Consider the following 24153-nt stretch of genomic DNA (forward strand, 5'->3'; position numbering starts at 1 on the left):
GGGTTAATGTGAAATATGTCATATTTTACTTTAGGGCTAAGCCCTATCCTATTGATTTGTTTACCTCTACGCGCCAGCCGGCGCGGGAATCTTGAAAAGGCGGAAGAAGTTTTGCGTCGTCGCGGCGGCGAGCGCCTCGTCCGTCATCTCGCGCTGCTGCGCGATGAAACGTCCGACATAACTCACGTACGCAGGTTCATTGGGCTTGCCGCGATACGGCACGGGCGCCAGATACGGCGAATCGGTCTCGATCAGCAGCCGCTCCAGAGGCACGCGACGCGCGACGTCCTGCACGTCCGTCGCGCTCTTGAACGTGACGATGCCCGACAGCGAGATGTAAAAGTTTTGCGCAAGCGCCTGCTCGGCGACGCTCCACGGCTCCGTGAAGCAATGCATGACGCCGCCCGGCTCGCTCGCACGCTCCTCGGCCATGATGCGCAGCGTGTCTTCCGACGAAGAACGCGTATGGATGATGAGCGGCTTGCCGGTCGCATGCGCGGCGCGGATGTGCGTGCGAAAGCGCTCGCGCTGCCATTCCATATCGGCGATCGAGCGGCCTTCCAGGCGGTAATAGTCGAGCCCCGTTTCGCCGATCGCGACCACTTTCGGATGTTCGGCCAGTTCGACCAGTTCGGCGACGCTCGGCTCGCGCATGTCCTCGTGATCGGGATGCACGCCCACCGACGCATAAACGTTGTCGTGCCGGCTCGCGATTTCAAGAACCGACGGCAGCGTTTCCAGATCGACCGACACGCACAGCGCATGCGTGACCGCGTGGCTGCGCATGTTCTCGAGCACCTGCGGCAGGCGGTCGGCGAGTCCTTCGAAATTGATGTGACAGTGTGAATCGACAAACATGACGATGTCCTGCAAAGGAATGCCTGAGGCGGATCAGCTTGCCGCGCCGTGCGCGTCGAGCCGCTTGCCGAGAATCACCAGATCGCGCTCGACGCCGTCCAGCACGGCCACGCGCGGCAGCGACCCCCACGTGTCGAAGCCGAAACCCCGAAAGAGGCGCAGGCTCGCGTCATTGTGGCCGAAGATGAAACCGAGCACGGTGTCGATGCCGAGCGCCGGCGCCGCCGCGAGCGAGGCCGCCAGCAACTGCTTGCCGAGGCCCTTGCCGCGCGCGCGCTCGTCCAGATAGATGCTGACTTCCGCGGTGCGCTGATAGGCCGGACGGCCGTAAAAGTCCGAAAAGCTGAGCCAGCCGAGCAGGCGGCCGGGCGCTTCGGCGTCGTCGACGACCCACAGCGGACGTTTCTGCGGCCCGTGCGCATGAAACCATGCCAACCGGCTCTCGACGCTGACCGGCTCCAGATCGGCCGTCACCTGGCGCGACGCGACCGTCGAGTTGTAAATGGCGACGATCGCGGGCAGATCGTCGAGCGTGGCATCGCGGTAAGACAGGCTCATGGTGCTTTCGGATTGGAATGAGAGGCTGGGTAAAAAAATCAGAAACGGTTCTTCAGACGACGCTTGCGGCATGGACGGCATGGCGCTTCGTGAGCGTCATGCAAAAAGCTCGCGGTAGCCCAGAAACAGCTCCTCGAACACAAGCCGCGCGTTCAACGGATGATTTTCGACCGCGCGCTGCCGCGTCACGGTCCGCATGAAGCGCGCGAACGCGCTCGCGTCAGCCTGCGACGCGCAACGCGTCAACGCCGCCGACGCCTGCGGAAAGTAGCGCGGCGCGCCGGCCGCGCGCTGGGCGAGCAGATCGTACATCCAGCGCTGCAGCCAGCCGAGCACGAGCGGCACCGGCAGCTTCTGCAGCGCCTCGCCGCACGCAAAGGCGTCGCACTCGGGGCCCGCAGCCAGTTGCTTGAGCGTCCAGTCGCGCAGCGTGCGGTTTTCGTCGCTGGCGAGGGCGAGCGCGGTGAGCGGTGCGCCGCCCGCCTCGGCGAGCAGCGCCGGCGCTTCGGCCACGCCTTGCGCCGCGAGCCATTGGGTGGCGGCTTCGGGTGACGGCATGCTCATCGGCCATTGGCGGCAACGGCTGATGATGGTGGGCAGCAACCGGTCGATGCGTGCCGACACCATCAGGAACACGACGCCCGCTGGCGGCTCCTCGAGCGTCTTCAGCAGCGCATTGGCCGCGGCGATGTTCAGCCCTTCGGCGGGATACAGCACGACCACGCGCGCGCCGCCGCGATGCGAGCCCACGCCGACGAAGTCGAGCAAGCCGCGAATCTGCTCGATCTTGATCTCCTTGCTGGGTGCACGCGTTTTCTTGCCCTCGTCGGCGTCGGCCTTGTCGGCTTTATCCGCTTTGTCGTCGGCGCCGTAGCCGAGGCCGGCCTCGGCGGCCAGCGCCTCGGGCACCACGATCCGGTAATCGGGATGGTTGCCTTGCACGAACCAGTTGCACGCGACGCACGCGCCGCACGGCTCGCCGTTCTCGCGCTGGTCTTCGCACAACAGGCCCTGCGCGAGGTGCTGCGCAAAGCGCAGCTTGCCGATGCCCGCCTGGCCATGCAGCAACAACGCATGCGGCCAGTGGCCGCGCAACTGCTGCAGGCGGTTCCAGTCATCGGCTTGCCACGGATAAATCATCGTTTGTCTTTTCGAATCAATCGGTTGGGGGCGTTATTTGATGCTTTGCCGCAGCTTTGGCGTGCGCTCGCCTGGATTTGACATTACTAATGCAAAATCAAAGACTTGCAATCAACTCTTCAAGCTGTTTCTGGATGCGGACAATGCTCTGCGAAGAGTCAATGATAGCGAAACGATACGGTGCCTCTTCCGCCCGGCGCAGATATTCGGCCCGCGTGCGCTCGAAAAAAGCCGCCGATTCGCTCTCGAAGCGATCCGGATCGCGCGCCGCGCTGCGCCGTTCGTTGGCGATTTCCGGCGCGAGGTCGAACAGCACGGTCAAATCCGGCTGGAAGCCGCCCTGCACCCACCGCTCGAGCGTTTCCAGCTTGTCGCGCGGCAGCCCGCGCCCGCCGCCCTGGTAGGCAAAGGTCGCGTCGGTGAAACGGTCGGACAGCACCCAGTCGCCGCGCGCGAGCGCCGGCTCGATCACTTCCGCCAGATGCTGGCGGCGCAGCGCGAACATCAGCAGCGCCTCGGTTTCGAGATCCATCTTCTGATGCAGCACGATTTCGCGGATCTGCTCGCCAAGCGGCGTGCCGCCGGGTTCGCGCGTCATGACGACCGCGCGGCCGGTGGCCGCCACCTTCTGTTCCAGCCGCTCGCGGAACCAGGCGAGATGCGTCGTCTTGCCGGCGCCGTCTATGCCCTCGAACGTGATGAATTTGCCGCGCGCCATTTATTGCCCTCGAATGTATTTGTCCACGGCCTTGTTGTGATCGCCAAGGTTGTCGGAAAAGATGCTGCTGCCGTCGCCGCGCGACACGAAGTACAACGCGCTCGTTTGCGCCGGGTTCATCGCCGCCTGCAGCGACGCGACGCCGGGCAGCGAAATCGGCGTGGGCGGCAGGCCCATGCGCGTGTAGGTATTGTAGGGAGTGTCCGTCTGCAGGTCTTTTTTGCGGATGCGGCCCGCGTAGCTCTCGCCCATTCCGTAGATCACAGTCGGGTCGGTCTGCAGCGGCATGCCCACGCGCAGACGGTTCGCGAACACGGCCGCGACCATCGGACGGTCCGACTTCTTGCCGGTTTCCTTTTCGATGATCGAAGCCATGATCAGCGCCTCGTACGGCGTCTTGTACGGCAGGTTCGGCGCCCGCGCGAGCCATGCTTCATCGAGACGCACGCGCATCAGACGATACGCGCGGCGATACACGTCGAGGTCGCTCGTGTTCTTGTCGAACAGATAGGTGTCCGGGAAAAAGAGCCCTTCGCCGTTGCCGATCGACGCTTCCGGTGCGCCGATCGCGCTCATCAACTGCGCGTCGTTCATCGCGACGCTGTCGTGCTTGAGCGCCGGATTCGCGTCCAGCTCGGCGCGCATGCGCTTGAACGTCCACCCTTCGATGATGGTCGCGACGTATTCGTTGACGTCGCCGCGCGCGATTTTTTGCAGCACTTCGTAGGGCGTCACGCCGGTCTTGAACTCGTAATTGCCGGACTTGAGCTCGCTTTGCAGGCCGAGCAGCCGCGTCATCACGATGAATAGCTCCGGCTCGACCGGCACGCCGCCGCGGTTGAGCTGCAGCGTGACGCTGCGCAGGCTGCTGTGCGGTTTGACGGTGACGTCGAGTTGCGCGGGATTCAGCTCGAGCGGGCTGTTGGCCCAGTGGTATCCGCCAGCGATCGCGGCTGCGGCCAGCACGAGGACAATCGAGCCGGCAACCAAACATTTCTTGAAGAGGGACATGAAAACGTGGCAGGGTTGGACTGCATATAATACTTGTTTGCCTTAGCTAAAGTCAGAATTGACTGTTCCCGGAATCCATGAACACACCGCTCGCTACCGCTTCAGGCACTGTCCCAGCTAACCCCGCTGCCAATCCGTCAGCCGCGGCCGTCACGGCGCTGCCGGTGTTGCCGCGTCCGTCCGCCGATGAGTTCGACGCCGCCCTCCAGCACGGCGCCTACGCGGTGCTCACGCAGTTCGGCGTGATCGACGCGACCGGCGACGACGCCGCGAGCTTCCTGCACGGTCAGTTGACGAACGATACACAGCACCTCGACGCCGCCAACGCGCGCCTCGCGGGCTACTGCTCGGCGAAGGGGCGCCTGCTCGCGTCGTTCCTGACCTGGCGCAGCGGCGACACGCTCCGTCTGCTGGTCTCGAAAGACGTGCAGGCGGCGGTGCAAAAGCGCCTCTCCATGTTCGTTCTGCGCGCGAAGGCGAAGCTCGCCGATGCAAGCGGCGAGCTGGCGGTGATCGGCCTCGCGGGCGATGTGCGCAAGGCGCTGTCCGGCGTGTTTGACGCGTTGCCGGACGGCGTGCACGTCAAGGTGGACGGCGCGGCCGGCTCGCTGATTCGCGTGCCGGATGCGTTCGAGCGGCTTCGTTATCTGTGGATCGGGCCGAAGGCGCAGGTCGAAGCGCATCTGCCCTCGCTCGGCGAGAAGCTCACGCAGGTTTCGCCGGCCGTGTGGGACTGGCTCGACATTCGCGCGGGCGAGCCGCGCATCACGCAGCCGGTGGTCGAACAGTTCGTGCCGCAAATGGTCAATTTCGACGTGCTCGGCGCGGTCAATTTCCGCAAGGGCTGCTACCCTGGCCAGGAAGTGGTCGCGCGCAGCCAGTACCGCGGCACGATCAAGCGGCGCACGTCGCTCGCGAACGTGGCGGGCGAGCTCGATACCGTGAAGGCGGGCGTCGAACTGTTTCACTCCGACGATCCCGGTCAGCCGTGCGGCATGGTGGTGAACGCGGCGTCGGCGCGGGACGGCGGCGTCGATGTTCTCGTCGAGATCAAGCTCGCGGCGCTCGAAAGCGGTTCGGTGCACCTGGGCGCCGCGGACGGCCCGGCGCTGCGCTTTCTCGCGCTGCCGTACGGACTGCCCTCCGAGGTTTGAACGGCGCTTCGCGGTACGCAGATGAACGGCGCCGTGCGCTCGAAGCACGCGCCGCTTTTTGCCGGCGTCCTCGTCCGACTACTGTTCGCCATTGCGTTTTGAAGCAACATTGAAGCAACAACCGGGAGACGCCCCCGATGTGCCTGATCGTGTTCGACTGGCGGCCCGATGCGGTCGACGGCCCACTCTTCACGCTTGCCGCGAATCGCGACGAATTTTTCCACCGCACGGCCCAGCCGATCGGCTGGTGGGACGACGCGCGGGGCGTGCTGGCCGGCCGCGATCTGGTCGGCGGCGGCACCTGGCTCGGCATGTCGCGCCACGGACGCTTCGCCGCGCTGACCAACTACCGCGCGCCGCACGACATGCGCGCCGACGCGCCGACCCGCGGCACGCTCGTCAGCGACTGGCTGGCTTGCGAGGAGCCCGCATTTGACGCGGGACGGAATGGCGGCGAAAACCACGACGCGAACGACGGCGAACAGGAAACGCCCCTCGCCTATCTGCGCCGCGTCGCGCAAACGGGCGACCTGTACAACGGCTTTAATCTGCTGGTAGGCGACTGGACGCGTCGCGAGCTGGCCTGGTACTGCAATCGCTCGAATCTGGCGCCCGCGCTGCTTGCGCCGGGCACGCACGGCATCTCGAACGCGATTCTCGACACGCCGTGGCCGAAGCTCGTCAGGAAGCGCGCCGAACTGGGCGCGCTGCTCACGCGCAATCCGATGCCGCCGCTCGAACATCTGATCGACCTGATGCGCGATCCGCGCGTCGCCGCGGACGCCGAGTTGCCGTCCACCGGCATTGCGCTCGAGCGGGAACGGGCGCTGTCTGCGGCGTTCATCGAAACGCCCGGATACGGCACGCGCGGCACGACAGCGCTGCGCGTCGTCGCGAACGGCGAGATGGTCAGCGTCGCGGTGGCCGAGCGCAGCGACGACAACGGCTCGCACCGCATCGTGCGGCCAGGCGACTTCGAACGCAGCTTCGCGTTCAACGTCGAGCGGGAAATCGCCTAGTCAGTCCACGCCGAATGCCGCGCGCAATGCCGCGGCGGCATCGGCATGCGCGTGCGCGACCTCGGGCACGAAGCCGCCCATCTTGAAGAATTCGTGGATCATGCCCGGATAGCGAGTGAGTGTCACCGCGTTGCCGTAGCGGCGCAGCTTGTCCGCGTAGGCATCGCCTTCGTCGCTGAGCGGATCGTATTCGGCGGTCGCGATCCAGGCCGGCGCGAGTCCGCTGAAATCGGGCGCACCGCGCGTGCCGTCGAGCGGCGCAAAACGCCAGTCGTCGCGATCGCTCGTATCGCGCACATACTGCTCGAAGAACCATTGGATCGTCGTGCCCGACAGCAGGAATCCGTCGGCGAGGCGCGAGTGCGAATCGGTCTGCTGATAACCGGTCGTGCCGGGATAGATCAGCAATTGCAGCGCGAGCGGGATGCCTGCGTCGCGCGCGAGCACCGCGCACACCGTCGCGAGGGTGCCGCCCGCGCTGTCGCCGCCGACCGCGAGCCGGGCCGCGTCGATGCCGAACTCCGCGGCGTGCGTATGCAGCCACGTGAGCGCGTCGAAAGCGTCGTCGACGGCGGTCGGGAACTTGTGTTCCGGCGCGAGCCGGTAATCGACCGACAGCACCGCGCATTGGCCGTCGCGCGCGAACATCCGCGCGAGCGCATCGTGCGTGTTCACGCTGCCGACCGTGAAGCCGCCGCCGTGATAGTAGACGAGCGCCGGCGCGGGGTTCGCCCAGCTCGGCTCTTCGGCGTGGTAAAGACGTGCGCCGATCGTCGCGCCGTCGCGTGTCGGAATACGCAGGTCTTCGACGGAGAACATCGGCGCGCTGGCGATCTCCAGAATCGGCGCGCTTTTTTCATACGATGCGCGCGCCGCTTGCGGCGTCATCTCATGGAGCTTCGGGCGCTTTGCGCGCGCGATCATGTCGAGCACCTGCTCGATCTTCGGATTCAACGGCATGTGACGTGAGGTGGGTTGAAGAGAACTCGCGGGACGGCTCGGGCGGGCGGCTTCCGTACCGCATTCAAATCTCGCTGGCGCTTTTCACTTCCGGCTTCAGCGACATCGGATCGGTCGGATCGCGCAACTGCTCGATGTCCTCGTGACGCAGCTTGACGGTCGCCATGATGGCCGGGTGCGTGATGATATAGAAGCGCCGTGCGGCGATGGCGTCGAACGTGAGCGCGGCGACCTCGGCCGCGCTCAGCTTGCCCGCTCGCACCGCGCGCTGCAATTGCTTGCCGGCGGCGATCTGCGAGCGCGTCGGATCGTTTTCGTTGCGCAGACCGGCGGGCCGCATGCGCTCGGCATCCGCGATGCCGGTCGGCGCGAAAGCCGGACAGAGCAGCGAACAGCCGACCCGGGCATTGGCGTCGCGCCCGGCCTGCGCGAGCTGCAGATCGTGATAGAGCGTCTCGGTGAGCGACACGACGGCATGCTTCGACGCGTTGTAGACGCCCATCGCAGGCGGCGACAACAGCCCCGCCACCGACGCCGTATTGACGATATGCGCCGGCTCGTTCTGCGCGAGCATGAGCGGCGCGAACGCGCGCACGCCGTGGGCGACGCCCATCACGTTCACACCGAACACCCAGGCCCAGTCGTTCGCCGAACTCTCCCACAGGAAGCCGCCCGAGCCCACGCCCGCATTGTTGAAGAGCAGATGCACCTTGCCGAACGCATCGAGCGCGGCCTGGGCGAGCGCGTCGACCTGCGCCGCGTTCGATACGTCGGTCGGCACGCCGATCGCGTCGGCGCCCGCGGCGCGCAATGCATCGACGGTCTGGGCGAGCGCCTCGGGGTTCACGTCCGCGAGTACGAGCTTCATGCGAAACGCCGCGGCTCGTTGCGCGAATGCCTGGCCGAAGCCGCTCGCCGCGCCGGTGATGACCGCGACCCTGGCGGGAAATTCGAACATCTGGCGACTCCTTTTTGCGTGGGGCTTGATGCGTGGCTTTTGAATGTGTGATTCGCGATGCGCGACTTCGACTGCGGTGACTTCGGCTGCGTGCCGTTTGATGCCTGATTTTGCTGCATGCCATCAACCCGCGACTTCCGCGCAACGCAACGCATCGCATCGACAAACGGCTCAATGAGCGACTCGCGCGTCCCACTCACGCTTCACTCACCGAGCCGAGCCTCACTCAAATCAGCTTCACCAGCTGCTTGCCGAAGTTCTTGCCCTTCAGCAAACCGATGAAAGCCTCGGGCGCGGCATCGAGCCCTTGCGCGATGGTCTCCCGATATTGCAGCTTCTTCTGCGCGACGAGCGTGCCGAGTTCGTTGAGCGCCTGCGGCCAGACGTCCATATGCTCGGTGACGATGAAGCCTTGCACCAGCAGACGCTGCGTCAGTATCAGCGACGGGTGCTTGAGCGGCACCGGCTGACCGTCGTAGCCCGCGATGTATCCGCACACCGCGATGCGCCCCGACGGGTTCATGCGCGCGAGCGTCGCGTCGAGCACTTCGCCGCCGACGTTCTCGAAGCAGCCGTCGATGCCGTCCGGCGTCGCCGCCTTCAGGTCCTGATACAGATTGCCGGCCTTGTAGTCGACGCAGGCGTCGAAGCCGAGCGTCTCCACGACGTAGCGGCATTTCTCGACGCCGCCGGCGATGCCCACCGCGCGCGCGCCGGCCCGCTTCGCCAGTTGGCCGACGACGCTGCCCACCGCGCCGCTCGCCGCGCTCACTACGACGGTCTCGCCCGCCTTGGGCGCGATGATCCGGTTCAATCCATACCATGCCGTCACGCCCGGCATGCCGACGGGTCCGAGATAGGCCGACAGCGGCACGTGCGTGTCGTCGACTTTCTGCACGCCCGCGCCGTCCGACGTGCCGTATTCCTGCCAGCCGAATATGGCGACGACCTTGTCGCCGACCGCGAACTTCGGGTTCTTCGACTCGATCACTTCGCCGACCGTGCCGCCGATCATCACTTCATCGAGCGGCTGCGGCGCCGCGTACGACTTGCTGTCGTTCATGCGGCCGCGCATGTACGGATCGAGCGACAGGTAGTGATTGCGCACGCGGATTTCGCCATCGGCAAGCGGCGCGAGCGGCGTCTCCACGAGACGGAAGTTGTCGGGCGTGACAGCGCCTTGCGGACGCGAAGCGAGCAGGAACTGGCGGTTGATTTGTGGCATGTCGATCGTCTCCTTGGGTTGTGGATTGTGGACTACCGATTACGAATCAGCGACGGCGTGTTGCGCTCGCCGACGGCATGTTCGGGCATGTTGCCGCCTCGCACCTTGCCACTCGCTCAACCGTCGCTAGGACCGGGTTTCGCCGACGGGTCGCTGCGCAAGCGCTGGCGCGTCACGTCGCGGCCCACGGCGAGGCGGCGCATGTATTTGAACGTGCCGAGCGCCTTGCCGACGAAGTGGCCTTCGCTATCGCGGATCTCGCCTTCGCAATACGCCATGGTGGTCGAGCGATGCAGCACGCGTGCCGTCGCGCGCAACTCGCCGCGGCCTGGCTGCATGAAGTTGACCTTCATCTCGACCGTGACCACGCCGACACCGTCGCCGGCGAGACTGCGCGCGGCCATCGCGAGCGCGACGTCGGCGAGCGTCATCGTGACGCCGCCGTGCGCGACGTCCCACGTGTTCATATGCTCGGGCAAGAGGGACAGCACCACTTCGCTGGCGCCGTCCGCAGCGGAAACGAGCCGTGCGCCGAGCCGGTCGACGAAGGGACTTTCGGGCAACGACGCGCCGCCCGCAGTGGATGAAGATGAATCGGTCATTGCGGCTTTCGGTTTTCCTTGTCTTGACGTGCGGCGGCGCGTGCGTGTGTGCGCTGATGCACCGGCGATGCGGGCACCTTCATGCGCGCGCGACGCGACGCGCCGGAAGAGAAGAAATGATACCTGCTATGCCGTTTCGCAGTGGGAGCGAGGCGTGGGTTTGTCTGCCGCCGACGCATATGCCGACGCCCGCGCCGCCATCGCTGTCGCAAGCCGTCCGAGCCGGCGCAGCGCGTCATCGGCGAGATCGAGATCGGTGCTTGGACAACTGAGGCGAATGAAGTGATCGAAGCGGCCCGCGTTCGAGAACACGGTGCCCGGCATCACGCGAATGCCCTCTTTCAGCGCGGCGTCGAAGAAATCGGCCGACGACACCTCGCGCGGCAGCTCGATCCAGAAGAAGATGCCGCCCGCGGGCGGCGTGAACCGCGTGCCCTCGGGAAAGGACGCGCCCAGCGCCGCCGCCATCCGCTCGCGCTGCATCCTCAGCCGGTCGCGCAAGCGCCGCAGATGCCGCTCATACGCGTTGGTCTGCAGAAACTCCGCGAGCACGACTTGCGACAACTGCTCGTTGTGACGCGACTGCGCGAATTTCAGCATGCCGATACGCGGATGCCAGCGCCCGCCGTTGATCCAGCCGATGCGCATGCCCGGCGCGAGCGTCTTGTTGAACGACGTGCAGTGGATCACGGTGCCGTCGCTGTCCCAGGCCTTCAGCGAGCGCAGCGGCTGCGTGCTATCGACCAGCTCGCGATACGGGTCGTCCTCGATCAGCGCGATGCCCGCCCGCGCGCACAACTCGACGAGCCGTGCCTTGTGCGCATCGGGCATCACGCTGCCGAGCGGATTCTGCAGGTTCGGCACCACGACCACAGCCTTTATGTCGGGATGCGTTTGCAACGCGAAGTCGAGCGCCTCGATGGCGAGCCCCGTGCTCGGGCTCGCGGGAATTTCGAGCGCGCGCAGCCCGAGACTCTCGAGTGCCTGCAACAAGCCGAAGAAACACGGCGATTCGACGGCGACGGTGTCGCCCGGTTGCGTGACTGCCCGCAACGCCAGGTTGACCGCCTCGATGCCGCCGTGCGTCATGATGATGTCGTCCGCGCCGATCTGGATGCCCGCGTCGAGCGCACGGCGCGCGATGATCGCGCGCAACGCCGGATCGCCCTGATCCGGCCCGGCTGTGGTCAACAGCATCGGCCGTCGGCGCAATGCGCGCAGCGCGGCTTTCTGCAACGCGTCGGTCGGATAGAGATCCGGCGACGCCGTCGCGCCGCCCAGATTGAACGCGTCCGGATAGCGCTGATATTGCGAGACGATGGTTGAAATGACCGAGTGAATGCCGACGAACTGCGCGGCGCGAGGCATCGTTGCGAGGTCGGGTTCCGATGCGGCGGGCAACGCGGCGCTTTGCGAAGCGCGCACGAAATAGCCGGCGCGCGGCTGCGCTTCGATCAGCGCCTCGCGTTCGAGCACGCGATAACTCTCCGTGGCGGTCGCGAGGCTCACGCCGTGACGCTGCATGAAGGCGCGCATCGACGGCATGCGCTCGCCGGGGCGCAGCACGCCGTTGCGTATCGCGCGGCGATATTGCGCGGCCAGTTGGCGGTAAAGCGGTTCGCTCGCGGTGGCATCGTTCGAGGACGCCGGGAGTGCATGAGGCGCGAGGGGCATGCTGGTGTGCGCGTGCATGGGCTTTTGTGCTTGCGTTCAGGTTGATCGGCTCATGAGCCGATGGTGCGCACGGTCCGCGTGCGGCAACAGATACACATCGACCTCATTTCGACCGATACAGCGTATCAAACACCCGCGTTGTACCGGTGCAGATTGTCGGCGGCTGCGGCTGTTTTCCGTGGCAGCGGGTCAATAAGCTGAATGGCATGCAAACGCACCAAAGGAAACGTTATGTCAGCTCACGCCAACATCAATGTGTGCCGTCTCGCCGCGGGCCAGGTCGCGCTGCACGACCTGCGCGCGAGGAGCGCCGTCGTCGCGGTCGAAGGCGATCTGCACCTGGTCGTCCGCGATCATTCGCTGTCGTGGCTCGGCGACGCGGTTCCGTCGACATCGATCATGCTCAGCGAAGGCGAGTGCTTCGTGCCGACCGAACGCAGCATGGTGTCGATCAGCGCGTTGCATGGAAAAGCCGCGGCGTTCGCACTGCCCGCGGCGTTCGCACTGCCCGCATCGCATGCAGCAGCTAGAAGCAATACGCAGCACGCGAATGGGATTCGCCAACTCGCCGCCTTTCTCAAAGCGACGCTGCGGCGCGCTGCCTGATGCGTTGCCGCGCGCCGCCTGTCGCCCGCTACAATGCATGACCCCATCCGCTCTTCGAGGTGCCGGTCATGTCCTTTGTCCGCAAGCTGTTCGGCGCGAGTCTGTTGCGCGTCGCCGCGTTGTGCGCGGTTCTCACGCTGACGCTCAGCGGCTGCGCGGGGCTGTTCGGCGGCGACCCGTTGCGCGTGAGCGTGGCAGGCATCGAACCGCTCGAAAGCCAGGGGCTGGAGGTGCGCTTTAACGTCAAGCTGCGCGTGCAGAATCCGAACGAATCGGCGGTGAGCTTCAACGGCGTGTCGCTCGATCTCGAACTGAACGGCCACTCTTTTGCGAGCGGCGTCAGCGATCAAGCCGGCACCGTGCCGCGCTATGGCGAAACGGTGCTGAACGTGCCGTTGACGGTGCCCGCATTCGCCGCGGTGCGCCAGGCCTTCGCGTTCGCCGGCGCCGCGCAGTCGGGACAGGTTCCGTATATTCTGCGCGGCAAGCTGGCGGGCGGTCCATTCGGCACCGCCCGTTTCGTCGATCAGGGCATGCTCAGCCTGCCGATGTCCGGCGCCGGCATGCCGTAATCACGCGACCTCAGACCACTTCAAAGAGGCCCGCCGCGCCCTGCCCGCCGCCGATGCACATCGTCACCACGACGAGCTTCGCGCCGCGCCGCTTGCCTTCGATCAGCGCATGTCCGGCGAGGCGCGCGCCCGACACGCCATACGGATGGCCCACCGCAATCGCGCCACCGTTCACGTTCAAGCGCTCCTGGTCGATGCCGAGTTTGTCCGCGCAATACAGCACCTGCACGGCGAACGCTTCGTTCAGTTCCCACAGGTCGATGTCCCCGACTTTCAGACCGGCCTGCTTGAGCAGCTTGGGCACCGCGAAAACCGGGCCGATGCCCATCTCGTCCGGTTCGCAGCCGGCCACCGCGAAGCCGCGGAAAATGCCGAGCGGCTGCAGCCCTTCGCGTTCCGCGAGCTTCGCGTTCATCACCACGCAAGCCGACGCGCCATCCGAAAACTGGCTCGCGTTGCCCGCGGTAATCACGCCGCCGGGCAGCGCCGTGCGGATCTTCGATACGCCTTCGAGCGTCGTGTCCGCGCGAATGCCCTCGTCGCCGCTGACGGTGACTTCCTTCGTATAAAGACGCCCCGTTGCCTTGTCGGCGACGCCCGCGAGCACCGTCAACGGCACGATCTCGTCGTTGAAGCGGCCGGCTTCGAGCGCGGCTGCGGCGCGCTGCTGGGAGCGCACGCCGTATTCGTCCTGACGTTCCTTCGAAATCGAATAGCGTTTGGCGACGTTCTCGGCGGTCTGCAACATCGACCAGTAGATTTCCGGCTTGTTCTCGCTGAGCCAGCCTTCGGTCATCATGTGGCGGTTCATCTCGTTCTGCACGCACGAGATGGATTCCACGCCGCCCGCGACGAACACATCGCCTTCGCCGGCGATCACGCGCTGCGCGGCAAGCGCGATAGTTTGCAATCCCGACGAACAGAAACGGTTGACCGTCATGCCCGGCACGCTGACCGGCAAGCCCGCGCGCAGCGCGATCTGCCGCGCGATGTTCATGCCCGTCGCGCCTTCCGGATTCGCGCAACCCATGATCACGTCTTCGATGCGCGCCGGGTCCAGCTTCGCGCGCTCGACCGCGGCCTTCGTCACGTGGCCGCCGAGCGTCGCGCCGTGAGTCATGTTGAAACCGCCGCGCCATGATTTGGCGAGCCCCGTGCGAGCGGTCGATACGATTACGGCGTCAGTCATGCGAATCTCCTGCGTGTCAATGTCGATGGTGGCGCATGCGCTAACGCGCGGGAGTGACCCGCGCCACCTTTGTCGTTCGATGCGAGCGTTTTTGCTCTACGCGTCAACTCAGCCGTTAAACGTGCGGCCCTGCGCCGCCAGTTCGGCGATGCTCGGCGCAAGTTGCCACGCGTCGCCGTTCGGCTGCGATGCGTAGCGGCGTATCGCGCGCTCGACGTTGTAAAGGCCGACGGTGTCCGCGTACAGCATCGGGCCGCCGCGATAAAGCGGGAAGCCGTAGCCGGTCAGATAGACCATGTCGATGTCCGACGCTTTCGACGCAATGCCTTCCTCGAGAATCTTCGCGCCTTCGTTCACGAGCGCGAACACGAGGCGCTCGACGATTTCCTCGTCGCCGATCTTGCGCCGCTCGCTACCGGTTTCCTTCGAATAAGCGACGATCATTTCGTCCACCATTTTCGACGGATACGCGGTGCGGTCGCCCGCCTTGTAGTCGTACCAGCCGCCGCCGGTTTTCTGGCCGAAGCGCCCGCTCTCGCACAAACGGTCGGCGATTTTCGAGTAGTGCATGTCAGGCTGTTCCTGATAGCGGCGCTTGCGGATCGCCCAGCCGATGTCGTTGCCCGCCAGGTCGCTCATACGGAACGGCCCCATCGCAAAGCCGAATTTTTCGATGGCCCGATCGACCTGCGCAGGCAGCGCGCCTTCTTCAAGCATGAAGAGCGCCTGGCGGATGTACTGCTCGATCATCCGGTTGCCGATAAAGCCGTCGCACACGCCCGAAACAACCGCGGTCTTCTTTATCTTTTTCGCGAGCTTCATGACGGTGGCGAGCACGTCTTTCGCGGTCTTCTCGCCACGCACCACTTCGAGCAGCTTCATCACATTGGCCGGACTGAAGAAGTGCGTGCCGACGACGTCCTGCGAACGCTTCGTGAACGCGGCGATCTTGTCGACATCGAGCGTGGACGTATTCGACGCGAGAATCGCGCCCGGCTTCGCGATTTCATCAAGACGCCTGAATACCTGCTCCTTGACGCCGAGTTCCTCGAACACCGCTTCGACGATCAGGTCGGCGTTCTTCAGGTCGTCGTAGGAAAGCGTGGTCGTGATGAGCGCCATGCGCTCCTGCAGCGCCTCGGGCTTGAGCTTGCCCTTCTTCACGCTCGCTTCGTAATTGTTGCGGATCGTGGCAAGACCGCGCTCGAGCGCGTCCTGCTTCATCTCGAGCAGCGTGACCGGAATGCCCGCGTTGATGAAGTTCATCGCGATGCCGCCGCCCATCGTGCCCGCGCCGATCACCGCGACCTGGCGGATCTCGCGCACCGGCGTATCGGCGGGCACATCGGGAATCTTGCTCGCCGCGCGTTCGGCGAAGAACGCATGGCGCAGCGCGCGGCTCTCGGGTGTTTGCACGAGCGCGACGAAGCACTCGCGCTCGAATGCGAGGCCCTTGTCGAAGCCGTTTTTCACGCCGGCCTCGACCGCGTCGATACATTTGAGCGGCGCGGGAAAATTCTTCGCGATAGCCGCGACGCTGTTGCGCGCGAACTGAATGAAACCTTCCGGGTTTGGATGCTCGATCTCGCGATCGCGCACTTTCGGATGCGGGCCATGTTTTGCGCCGACCTTGCGCGCAAACGCGAGCGCGGCTTGCGTGAGATCGCCTTCGGCGAGTTCGTCGAAGAGGCCCGAACCGGCCAGTTTCTGCGAGTCGACCGGCGCGCCGGACACGATCATGTTGAGCGCGCCTTCGAGGCCGATTGCGCGCGGCAGACGCTGCGTGCCGCCCGCGCCCGGCAGAATGCCGAGCTTCACTTCGGGCAATGCGATCTGCGCGCCGGGTGCGGCGATGCGGTAGTGCGCGCCGAGCGCCAGTTCGAGGCCGCCGCCCATCGCGACGCTGTGAATGGCCGCGACCACCGGCTTGGCGCTCCCTTCCACGGTCTTGATGACGGTGGCGAGCGTCGGCTCCTGGGTCGCCTTCGGCGTGTTGAATTCGGTGATGTCGGCGCCGCCCGAGAAGGCCTTGCCCGCGCCCGTCAGCACGATGGCCCGGATGGCCGGATCGCGTTGCGCTCGCTCGATGCCTTCGACGATCCCCGCGCGCGTCGACAGGCCGAGGCCGTTGACGGGAGGATTGTTCAGCGTGATGACGGCCACGCCGTCATGGGTTGTGTAGTCCACTGCCATCTGCCTGCCTCCGTGCGATGCATTGCATCCATGAGATGAGGCGGCGCAGCGCGCGCCGCCCGTCCGGTTGATCGAGCCGGCGAATGGCCCAACTCGAATGCGCCGGCCTTCGTCTTCAGCTTAGGTCGGCGGTTCCGGTGTCAGCAGGCAGAATACACAAAAAAGCACGCTCGTTCAATTTACGATCAGGCGGGGTTTCCCCTGGCGAGCGGGCAATCGCCTTCGTGCATGCGGTCTTCGAGCGCGGACGGCAGCACATGATCGCGGAAAATATCGCGCAGCTTGAGCTTCTGCAGTTTGCCCGTCGCCGTATGCGGTAGTTCGTCGACGAACACGACGTCGTCCGGAATCCACCACTTGGCGACCTTGCCGTTGTAGAACGCGAGCAGTTCGTCGCGCGTCACGTCGAGGCCCGCGCGCTTGACCACGACGAGGAGCGGCCGCTCGGTCCACTTCGGATGCGCGCACGCAATGCACGCCGCTTCGGCCACTGCGGGATGCGCGATCGCGACGTTTTCCACGTCGATCGAACTGATCCATTCGCCGCCCGACTTGATCACGTCCTTCGAGCGGTCCGTGATCTGCAGGAAGCCGTCGTGGTCGATGGTCGCGACATCGCCGGTCGGAAACCAGCCGTCCACGAGCGGCGAGTCGTCCTTGCGGAAATATCGGTCGATCACCCACGGCCCACGCACGTACAGATCGCCGAACGCAACGCCGTCCCACGGCAGTTCCTGCCCGTCGTCGCCGACGATCTTCATATCGACGCCGTACAACGCATGCCCCTGCTTCTCGAGCAGTTTGCGCTGCTCCGCGACAGGCCGCTGCGATTGTTCCCACGTAAGTTTGGAGAGCGTGCCGAGTGGCGACATCTCCGTCATGCCCCATGCATGAATGACCTGCACGCCGTAGTCGTCGACGAAGCTGCGCAGCATCGCCGGCGGACAGGCGGAGCCGCCGATCACCGTGCGCTCCAGCGACGAAAACCGCGAGCCGCTTTCGCGCAGATAGTTGAGCAGGCCGAGCCAGACGGTCGGCACGCCCGCCGAATACGTGACGCGTTCGCGCTCCATGAGTTCGAACAGCGACTTGCCGTCGAGGTCCTTGCCGGGGAACACGAGCTTTGCGCCGGTGAGCGGCGCGGCGTGCGGGATGCCCCATGCGTTGACATGGAACATCGGCACGACGGGGAGCACGGAATCGCGCGCGGACAGCGCCATCGCATCGGGCAAGGACGCGCCGAACGCATGCAGCACCGTCGAGCGATGCGAGTACAGCGCGCCTTTCGGATTGCCGGTCGTGCCCGACGTATAGCAGAGATACGACGCCTGACGCTCGTCGATGGGCGGCCACTCGAAGTCGCCGTCGTGCGCGTTCACGAGCGTTTCGTAGCTGAGCGCGGGCGTTTGCATGGCCGGCAGATGCGCTTCGTCGGCGAGCGCGATCCAGCCGCGCACTTTCGGACATTGCGGCGCGAGCCCGTCGACGAGCGGCGCGAACGTGGTGTCGAAGAGCACGTAGGCGTCGTCGGCGTGATTGACGATGTAGGCGATCTGATCGGGAAAAAGCCGCGGGTTGATCGTGTGGCACACCGCCCCGAAGCCTGTCGTGCCGTAGTACGTTTCGAGATGCCGGTAGCCGTTCCAGGCGAGCGTCGCGACGCGCTCGCCGGGCTGCACGCCAAGCGCGATGAGCGCCTGCGCGAGTTGCTTCGCGCGCCGTTCGCAATCGCGATAGGTATAACGGTGGATGTCGCCTTCAATGCGCCGCGACACGATCTCGGCGGTGCCGAAATGCCGCGCGGCGTGCGCAAGCAGCGAGGACACGGTGAGGGGCACGTCCATCATCTGGCCAAGCAGCGGCATCGTCATAAAGAGTCGTCTCCTCGCCTTTTGCTTTTCAAAGAGTGCGGATCGGAAAGCGCCGTGCGCGGAAAACCCGCCGCGGCAGTGAAATTGCTGAAGCAGTCGGCAAGCGAGCCGGCGGCTCGCCACGCATCGGCAGCCACGCGGCCCGCGCGGCTTACGTGCCGGGCCGCCAGCAGCGCCGCGGGTGCGGACTTACAATATCGGTTAATAGTGAGGCGCTCAACATGTCGTTTTCCCCAAGCATTGCAGGCCTGTCCGGGCCTTTGGCGGCACTTTCCGAAGCTCTTTCCACCTCCAACGAAAACGCGTTCGCGCAGCTTGGCAGCACGTTTGTCACGCGTTTGCCGGCAACGCCGCTCAACGCGCCGTACGTCGTCGGTTTCTCTTCCGAGACCGCGGCGATGCTCGGCCTGGAGCCGGGGCTCGAAAAAGATCCGGGCTTCGCCGAGCTGTTTTCGGGCAACGCCACGCGCGAATGGCCGGCAGACGCGCTGCCCTATGCATCGGTCTATTCGGGGCATCAGTTCGGCGTGTGGGCGGGTCAACTCGGCGACGGCCGCGCGCTCGGACTCGGCGAAGTCGAACATGACGGCCAGCGCTTCGAGCTGCAACTGAAAGGCGCGGGCCGCACACCCTATTCGCGCATGGGCGACGGCCGCGCGGTGCTGCGCTCGTCGATTCGCGAATTCCTGTGCTCGGAGGCGATGCATCATCTCGGCATTCCGACCACACGCGCGTTGTGCGTGATCGGCTCGGACCAGCCCGTGCGGCGCGAGGAAGTCGAAACGGCCGCCGTGGTCACGCGCGTCGCGCCGAGCTTCGTGCGCTTCGGCCACTTCGAGCACTTCTATTCGAACGACCGCACGGACGCGCTGCGCGCGCTCGCCGATCATGTGATCGAGCGCTTCTATCCGCATTGCCGCGAAGCCGACGACCCGTATCTCGCGCTGCTGAACGAAGCGGTGCTGTCCACCGCCGACCTGATGGTCGAATGGCAGGCCGTGGGCTTTTGCCACGGCGTGATGAACACCGACAACATGTCGATCCTCGGTCTGACGATCGACTACGGCCCGTTCGGGTTCATGGACGGCTTCGACGCCGGCTATATTTGCAATCACTCCGATTCGCAAGGCCGTTACGCGTACCGGATGCAGCCGCAAATCGCGTACTGGAATCTCTTCTGTCTCGCGCAAGGGCTCTTGCCGCTGCTCGGCGAACGCTATGAAGAGAGCGTGCGCGGTGACAAGTCGATCGAAGACGCGCAGCGGGTGCTCGCCGGTTTCAAGGACCGCTTCGGTCCGGCGCTCGAGCGGCGCATGAGCGCGAAGCTCGGACTCGAGATCGAGCGCGACGGCGACGCGGCCCTCGTGAATCGCCTGTTCGACGTGATGCACGCGAATCGCGCCGATTTCACGCTGACGTTCCGCAATCTCGCGCGTCTCTCGAAACACGACGCGAGCGGCGACGCGCCGGTGCGCGATCTGTTCCTCGATCGCGCCGCGTTCGACGCGTGGGCGAACGACTATCGCGCGCGGCTGTCCCATGAAACACGCGACGACGCGGCGCGCGCCATTGCAATGAACCGCGTCAACCCCAAATTCGTTCTTCGCAATCATCTGGCGGAAACGGCGATCCGCCGCGCGAAAGAGAAGGACTTTTCCGAACTGGAGCGTCTGGCCGCCGTGCTGTGCCGTCCGTTCGACGAACAGCCCGAGCATGAGGCGTATGCCGGCTTGCCGCCCGACTGGGCAAGCTCGCTCGAAGTGAGCTGCTCGTCGTGACGCGCGCGACGCCGCATCGCGCGAACCGCGCTCCCACCCAAGCCCGAGAGAGGAACCGACCATGAACAATCCCGACGACCTCAAGCACGACGCCCCGGCCGTACAGAAAGACGACGCCGAGTGGCGCAAGCAGCTTTCCGACATCGAATATCAGGTGACGCGGCACGCGGCCACCGAGCGTCCCTTCACCGGCCGCTATCACGATCACTGGGATCGCGGCATCTACGACTGCGTCTGTTGCGGCACGCCGCTGTTCGAATCGGATACCAAGTTCGACGCCGGCTGCGGCTGGCCGAGCTACTTCAAGCCGATCAACGGCGAAGTGATCGCGGAGAAGACCGACCGCTCGCACGGCATGCTGCGCATCGAGGTGCAATGCAAGAACTGCGGCGCGCATCTCGGCCACGTGTTCGAGGACGGCCCCGCGCCGACCGGTCTTCGCTACTGCATCAATTCGGCTGCGTTACAATTCGAGCCCAAGTAACGCAGCGCGTGCGCTGATGGCGGGACCCGACGAGTGGTTGGCGGCCGCTTGCACGGTCCGCCAGGCGCCGTCGGTCGTGATGCTGAAGCTGAGCGCCCGGCGCAGCCAGCCAGTTGGCGGATCACGGCGCCCCTGCCTCTCCGACCCACTCTCCGAATTCCCCGTCCACACATGAAATTTCTGTTCGATCTGTTCCCGATCATCCTGTTCTTCGTCGCCTTCAAGGTGTGGGGCATCTTCACGGCGACGGCAGTGGCGATCGTCGCCACGCTGGTGCAGATCGCGTGGGTGGCCTTCCGCCATCGCAAGGTGGATCCGATGCTGTGGGTGAGCCTCGGCGTCGTCACCGTGTTCGGCGGCGCGACGCTCGTGCTGCATAACGACACCTTCATCAAGTGGAAGCCGACCGTGCTGTACTGGGCTTTCTCCGTCGTGCTGATCGTCTCGCAACTGGCCTTCAACAAGAACCTCATCGAAGCGATGATGGGCAAGCAGATCACGCTGCCGCACGCGATCTGGGGCAAGCTGAATGTCATCTGGGCGATCTTTTTCGTGCTGCTCGGGCTGCTCAATCTGTTCGTCGCGTACAACTACACGACCGACCAATGGGTCAATTTCAAACTGTTCGGCGCAACCGGCTGTCTGGTGGTGTTTATCGTCGGGCAAAGCTTGTGGCTGTCGAAGTACATGAAGGAGGAATGACATGAGCGACGTGTTCATGCACGCCACCACCGCCGAGCGCGCCGCGCTGATCGAGGCGCGTCTCACGGCTGCGCTCGCGCCCATCGCGTCGATCCAGATCACCGACGACAGCGCGCAGCACGCAGGCCACGCCGGAGCCTCTGCCGGCGGTCATTTCAGCGTCACGATCGTGGCCGCCGCGTTCGCCGGGAAGCCCCGCGTGGCGCGGCATCGCATGGTGTATGATGCGCTGGCCGACGCCATGCAGCGCGGCATTCATGCCCTTGCCATCACGGCTTACACGCCCGAAGAATTCGCTTTGTTGCCCCGCTAGGAAACCTTCCGATGACCTTGAAGAAAACCCGCCTTTGGGTATTGCTGGCTGCGTTTGCGGCCGCACCTGCATTCGCACAGAACATCGCCGTGGTGAACGGCACGCCGATTCCGAAAGCGCGTGCCGACGCGCTGATCGATCAACTGGTTCATCAAGGCCAGCAAAACACGCCGCAGTTGCAAATGGCAGTGCGCGAAGAGCTCGTGAATCGCGAGATCCTGATGCAGGAAGCGCTGCGCCGCGGGCTGCCGAATCGGCCGGACATCAAGGCGCAAATCGCCGTCGCACAGCAAACGGTCGTGCTGCGCGCGCTGATCGAAGACTTCGTGAAGAAGAACACGCCGAGCGACGCGGAAGTCACCGCTCGCTATAACGCGCTGATCAAGGACGCGGGCGGCAAGGAGTATCACCTGCATCACATCCTCGTCGACAACGAACAGCAGGCGAAGGACCTGATCGCGAAGATCAAGGGCGGCGCGAGCTTCGAGGATCTCGCCAAGCAATATTCGAAGGACCCGGGCTCGGGCAAGAACGGCGGCGACCTCGACTGGTCCGATCCGAAAGCCTACGTGCCCGAGTTCGCGGACGCGGCCACGCATCTGCAGAAAGGCCAGATGAGCGAGACGCCGGTGCATACGCAATTCGGCTGGCACATCATTCGTGTGGACGACGTGCGCAGCATCACGCCGCCGCCGCTGGAACAGGTGCGCCCGCAGATCGTGCAGCAGATTCAGCAGGAAAAGCTGCAGGCGTTCGAAGAAGGTCTGCGCAAGAACGCGAAGATCCAGTAAGCGGCAAGCTGGGTCGCTTCATGGCCCCGTTCAGTCGATGACTGAACGGGGCTTTTTATTTGCGCAGCGCCCGGCTCATTTCAGCAAGCGGCATTGCAACGATCGAATCGAGCAGGCGGACTTCGCCGGCATTCGGCTGCGCGATTTCGTCGACGGCCCGCCGCGTGTTCGCGACTTTCGCGTCGGCCAGTGCCAGCATTTCGTCCAGCAATTTCTCGCAGCCTTTCAGAGGAAGGCGCAGTGCTTGCCCGAACTCGAGCATGTTCTTCCTGGAGATGTCGGCGAAACGCGTGGCCTGACCGACAGGCATGGTCAGGTCGCAGTCGGGCCAGCGGTCCTGATTGTGCGGCTGGTAAGTCGGCGTGTGATAGACGACTGTGCTCACCAGGTCATAGAACGGCGCGAGCATGTAGCCCCGGAAAGTCGCGAAAAACGACACGTTCTTGAGATGCGAGTCCGCATTGCCGATAAGCACATTGAAGATGGCCCAACGGAACAGATGCAGCCGCGCGACGGCTCGCGTGCTGGTTATCTCGATGGCATCGCTCAATACCTGCGCGTTCGCGTTCCGGTATTTGAAGCTGCGGTCGTAGTTCAGCAGCTGCATCGCGTCGATCGTGTGCAGGCGCCGAACCGGCTCGCTGGAGATGTCGCGATCGAAGCGGTCGATCACATAACACGCCGACGGCACGCGCAGAAAATGCGTGGGCGGCACCGGCAGGCCCATGGCCTGCGCCAGTCGCATGCAGAAAAATTCGTTGATTGCCGAATGCGGATAGCCCGTGCTTCGCATATCGGGCTTCAGCAAATGCATGGACGGCTCGCTGCCTAGCGGCTCGAGAAGCTCGTACTCCGGTGCATTGCCCCTTAACGTCAAAAGAAGCTTCTGCTGCGCGCCAGCCGCCGACATGCGCTTGGGTGCGGTGGCGGTCAGCGCACGTTCGGGCATGGCGCGAATGCGCGCGTCGAGATTGGCGTACGACAACGGTTGCAAACCGCCCGAAGCCTCGCGCTCGCCTTCCGCGAGCAGAGTCAGCGCGCCTGCCGATTCCCGGCCGTAGTAGGCGAGCAGACCCCACGCATCGTTTGCATCGACTGTGGCTTCGCGAGCAAGCGCCGCTCGCATTTCTTCTTCGGGCAACAGATTGTCGAAGAACCATTGAACCGGCCTCTCGCTCGAGCCATCCACAAAAGACGCGGACTGGAACGCGAAAGCGGGCGACAGCGCGAACGCGTCGCCGTAGCCGAGCCATTCCTCGTCGTAGGTGAACGACCAGACGCCGTTTTCATCGCTCACGGTGCCGACGCGCCGGCGGTTGGCGTATGCGACGAGTGTTCTAGCCGCCACGATTGCTCCGCCGGCGACGAGGTGCACCTGCGGCCGCGGCCGCAGGAAGATCGACGGGGGTCTCGGCGCGCAGTGTTATGCCGAGTTCGCCAAGCAGATGCAATACCTTGCCGATCTGCGCCGTCGTCTTGCCCGCCTCGATGTGGCTGATGAATTTGGGCGACAGGCCGGTGGCAAGCGCGACGTCGTCTCGCGTGAGCCCTTGCGCGAGCCGCGATGCTCGCGCCAGTTCGCCCAACTGCGCAATGTCAGTAATCAACACTCCGGATTCCCGCACTTTCGACTCCCTTCGCCGTCCGTATCCGCTCGGGAACATTATGGCATAGCGCAGCGGTGCAAAGCCGTTTTCGTACCCGAGCGGATACGAAGCGGGTCAAAATGGGGTGAAACCGGGTGTTTCGTACCCGAGCGGATACGAAACCGGTGAAA

General features: G+C 64.8%; 24 protein-coding genes. 9 read left to right on the plus strand and 15 right to left on the minus strand.

Annotation, left to right across the window (positions count from 1 at the left end; translation table 11 throughout):
* Positions 1-66: 66 nt before the first annotated feature.
* From P0D87_RS00595 to mltG, 5 genes are all read right to left on the minus strand, one after another.
* Positions 67-858: a TatD family hydrolase gene (locus P0D87_RS00595; RefSeq protein WP_029968401.1), complete on the minus strand. Its 792-nt coding sequence runs from the start codon at positions 856-858 to the stop codon at positions 67-69.
* Positions 859-891: 33 nt separating this feature from the next.
* A complete protein-coding gene (locus P0D87_RS00600) occupies positions 892-1416 on the minus strand; it encodes a GNAT family N-acetyltransferase (RefSeq protein WP_044020915.1) in 525 nt (174 codons plus the stop codon).
* 96 nt (positions 1417-1512) lie between these two features.
* Positions 1513-2556 (minus strand): DNA polymerase III subunit delta', encoded by a 1044-nt coding sequence (locus P0D87_RS00605; RefSeq protein WP_029968397.1) that lies wholly within the window; start codon positions 2554-2556, stop codon positions 1513-1515.
* A 97-nt stretch (positions 2557-2653) separates the two neighbouring features.
* Complete coding sequence (gene tmk / locus P0D87_RS00610) at positions 2654-3274, minus strand: dTMP kinase (RefSeq protein WP_006048974.1); 621 nt, start codon at positions 3272-3274, stop codon at positions 2654-2656.
* Positions 3275-4285 carry an endolytic transglycosylase MltG gene (gene mltG / locus P0D87_RS00615; protein WP_029968395.1) on the minus strand — a complete coding sequence of 337 codons (1011 nt, stop codon included), beginning with the start codon at positions 4283-4285 and terminating at the stop codon, positions 3275-3277.
* 77 nt (positions 4286-4362) lie between these two features.
* Here mltG and ygfZ point away from each other — a divergent pair, with 77 nt between their 5' ends.
* Entirely contained in the window at positions 4363-5439 is a 1077-nt protein-coding gene (ygfZ, locus tag P0D87_RS00620; protein ID WP_053858084.1) for a CAF17-like 4Fe-4S cluster assembly/insertion protein YgfZ, read from the plus strand.
* A gap of 137 nt (positions 5440-5576) precedes the next feature.
* Entirely contained in the window at positions 5577-6458 is an 882-nt protein-coding gene (locus P0D87_RS00625; protein ID WP_053858083.1) for an NRDE family protein, read from the plus strand.
* Here P0D87_RS00625 and P0D87_RS00630 read toward each other — a convergent pair whose 3' ends face one another.
* From P0D87_RS00630 to P0D87_RS00650, 5 genes are all read right to left on the minus strand, one after another.
* Positions 6459-7418, minus strand: coding sequence for an alpha/beta hydrolase (locus tag P0D87_RS00630; protein ID WP_053858082.1), 960 nt, complete (start codon positions 7416-7418; stop codon positions 6459-6461). It abuts the gene before it with no gap.
* A 64-nt stretch (positions 7419-7482) separates the two neighbouring features.
* Positions 7483-8376 (minus strand): SDR family oxidoreductase, encoded by an 894-nt coding sequence (locus P0D87_RS00635; protein WP_053858081.1) that lies wholly within the window; start codon positions 8374-8376, stop codon positions 7483-7485.
* A 226-nt stretch (positions 8377-8602) separates the two neighbouring features.
* Positions 8603-9601, minus strand: a complete 999-nt coding sequence (locus P0D87_RS00640) for an NADP-dependent oxidoreductase (protein WP_029968390.1) — start codon at positions 9599-9601, stop codon at positions 8603-8605.
* Positions 9602-9717: 116 nt separating this feature from the next.
* Positions 9718-10203 (minus strand): PaaI family thioesterase, encoded by a 486-nt coding sequence (locus P0D87_RS00645; RefSeq protein WP_006048967.1) that lies wholly within the window; start codon positions 10201-10203, stop codon positions 9718-9720.
* 126 nt (positions 10204-10329) lie between these two features.
* Positions 10330-11877 carry an aminotransferase-like domain-containing protein gene (locus P0D87_RS00650; RefSeq protein WP_171799839.1) on the minus strand — a complete coding sequence of 516 codons (1548 nt, stop codon included), beginning with the start codon at positions 11875-11877 and terminating at the stop codon, positions 10330-10332.
* Positions 11878-12108: 231 nt separating this feature from the next.
* Here P0D87_RS00650 and P0D87_RS00655 point away from each other — a divergent pair, with 231 nt between their 5' ends.
* Together P0D87_RS00655 and P0D87_RS00660 are read left to right on the plus strand one after the other, a co-directional pair.
* Positions 12109-12483, plus strand: a complete 375-nt coding sequence (locus P0D87_RS00655) for a hypothetical protein (protein WP_053858079.1) — start codon at positions 12109-12111, stop codon at positions 12481-12483.
* 68 nt (positions 12484-12551) lie between these two features.
* Entirely contained in the window at positions 12552-13055 is a 504-nt protein-coding gene (locus P0D87_RS00660) for an LEA/WHy family protein (protein WP_006048964.1), read from the plus strand.
* A gap of 10 nt (positions 13056-13065) precedes the next feature.
* On the opposite strand, the gene P0D87_RS00665 is transcribed toward P0D87_RS00660, so the two are convergent.
* The 3 genes from P0D87_RS00665 to P0D87_RS00675 form a co-directional block, all read right to left on the minus strand.
* Complete coding sequence (locus tag P0D87_RS00665; RefSeq protein ID WP_053858078.1) at positions 13066-14244, minus strand: acetyl-CoA C-acyltransferase; 1179 nt, start codon at positions 14242-14244, stop codon at positions 13066-13068.
* Between the two features lie 108 nt (positions 14245-14352).
* Complete coding sequence (locus tag P0D87_RS00670) at positions 14353-16437, minus strand: 3-hydroxyacyl-CoA dehydrogenase NAD-binding domain-containing protein (RefSeq protein ID WP_053858077.1); 2085 nt, start codon at positions 16435-16437, stop codon at positions 14353-14355.
* 185 nt (positions 16438-16622) lie between these two features.
* Positions 16623-18308, minus strand: a complete 1686-nt coding sequence (locus P0D87_RS00675; protein ID WP_053858076.1) for a 3-(methylthio)propionyl-CoA ligase — start codon at positions 18306-18308, stop codon at positions 16623-16625.
* Positions 18309-18529: 221 nt separating this feature from the next.
* Here P0D87_RS00675 and P0D87_RS00680 point away from each other — a divergent pair, with 221 nt between their 5' ends.
* The 5 genes from P0D87_RS00680 (at position 18530) to P0D87_RS00700 (ending at position 22376) form a co-directional block, all read left to right on the plus strand.
* Complete coding sequence (locus P0D87_RS00680) at positions 18530-20086, plus strand: protein adenylyltransferase SelO (protein ID WP_053858075.1); 1557 nt, start codon at positions 18530-18532, stop codon at positions 20084-20086.
* A 61-nt stretch (positions 20087-20147) separates the two neighbouring features.
* A complete protein-coding gene (gene msrB / locus P0D87_RS00685; RefSeq protein ID WP_006048959.1) occupies positions 20148-20570 on the plus strand; it encodes a peptide-methionine (R)-S-oxide reductase MsrB in 423 nt (140 codons plus the stop codon).
* Between the two features lie 171 nt (positions 20571-20741).
* Positions 20742-21272, plus strand: a complete 531-nt coding sequence (locus tag P0D87_RS00690) for a septation protein A (RefSeq protein WP_006048958.1) — start codon at positions 20742-20744, stop codon at positions 21270-21272.
* Position 21273: 1 nt separating this feature from the next.
* A complete protein-coding gene (locus P0D87_RS00695; RefSeq protein WP_006048957.1) occupies positions 21274-21585 on the plus strand; it encodes a BolA family protein in 312 nt (103 codons plus the stop codon).
* A gap of 11 nt (positions 21586-21596) precedes the next feature.
* The gene (locus P0D87_RS00700) at positions 21597-22376 is read left to right on the plus strand and encodes a peptidylprolyl isomerase (protein WP_006048956.1); all 780 of its coding nucleotides are present in this window, start codon (positions 21597-21599) and stop codon (positions 22374-22376) included.
* Positions 22377-22431: 55 nt separating this feature from the next.
* On the opposite strand, the gene P0D87_RS00705 is transcribed toward P0D87_RS00700, so the two are convergent.
* Together P0D87_RS00705 and P0D87_RS00710 are read right to left on the minus strand one after the other, a co-directional pair.
* The gene (locus P0D87_RS00705; protein ID WP_006048955.1) at positions 22432-23724 is read right to left on the minus strand and encodes a HipA domain-containing protein; all 1293 of its coding nucleotides are present in this window, start codon (positions 23722-23724) and stop codon (positions 22432-22434) included.
* Complete coding sequence (locus tag P0D87_RS00710) at positions 23714-24040, minus strand: helix-turn-helix domain-containing protein (protein ID WP_085962920.1); 327 nt, start codon at positions 24038-24040, stop codon at positions 23714-23716. Before P0D87_RS00710 ends, P0D87_RS00705 begins: the two co-directional genes overlap by 11 nt.
* Between the last annotated feature and the right edge of the window lie 113 nt (positions 24041-24153).

Origin of the sequence: Paraburkholderia sp. RL17-368-BIF-A, from assembly GCF_046054045.1 — a bacterium.
Classification (GTDB): Bacteria; Pseudomonadota; Gammaproteobacteria; order Burkholderiales; family Burkholderiaceae; genus Paraburkholderia; species Paraburkholderia graminis.